1 protein-coding gene is annotated in these 1,003 nt (G+C 43.5%); it reads left to right on the plus strand.

The window, feature by feature from the left end:
* The coding region (locus tag R7093_RS24220) for an ABC-F family ATP-binding cassette domain-containing protein (RefSeq protein ID WP_318146884.1) at positions 1-1,003 on the plus strand (1,003 nt) is incomplete at both ends.

Raw genomic sequence — 1,003 nt, forward strand, 5'->3', positions numbered from 1 at the left:
ATGCTGGAGAGCATGTAGGGATCACCGGTGCAAACGGAGTAGGAAAAAGTACGTTGTTAAAGTTGCTTGTTGGTGAAATTTCTGCCGATGAGGGAGATATTCATTGGCAGCCAAACTTAGAGATTGGCTATCTTGATCAACATCTTGTGGTTGATAAAACTCAGACGATTAGAGAATGTTTACAATCGGCATTTAATGAGTTGTTTGAAGCTGAACGTGAATTATTTTCTTTGTATCAAGAGATGGCTGAATCTGCATCGCCTTCTTTGCTTCGCCGAGTTGCTAAGTTACAAACGGAATTGGAAGCCCAAGGCTTTTACGCCTTACATGCCCAAATTGAAAGTGTATCCGCAGGGCTTGGTATACAGCAGTTGGGACTGGATACTCTAATGAGTGCGTTAAGTGGCGGGCAACGCCATAAGGTTTTATTAGCGCGCTTATTGTTGCGTGAACCAGACGTCTTATTGTTAGATGAGCCGACTAACTATCTTGATGCAACTCATATTGAGTGGTTGAAGAGTTATCTCAATGCTTATGTAGGAACCGTACTGTTGGTGTCTCATGATGTGAGTTTCCTGAATGCGGTTACTACCTGCATCTGTGATATCGACTATCAAAAAATCCAGAAATACACCGGCTCATACCACAAAGCAATGGCGCAAAAGCGACACAACAATTCGCTGTTGGAAAAAGAGTACCACTCACAGCAAGCTGAGATTAAGAAACTGGAACAGTTTATTGCGAAAAATGGCGCAGGTGTGAATGCGAGCATTGCGAAGGGACGTAAGAAGCAATTGGATAAAATTGAAAGGGTTCAGTTGCATAAAACAGATGCTGTGACTGAATTTGATTTTTCTTATGCGCCTATTGGACATCAAAGTGTTGTTAGCGCCGAAGCGTTGAGCATTGGCTATCAAACGCCTTTACTGTCACCGATTGATATCACTATCGCGCGAGGAGACAAGTGGGTGATTGCGGGCTTAAATGGCGTAGGGAAGGCGAC

This window comes from Vibrio sp. 1580, assembly GCF_033340055.1.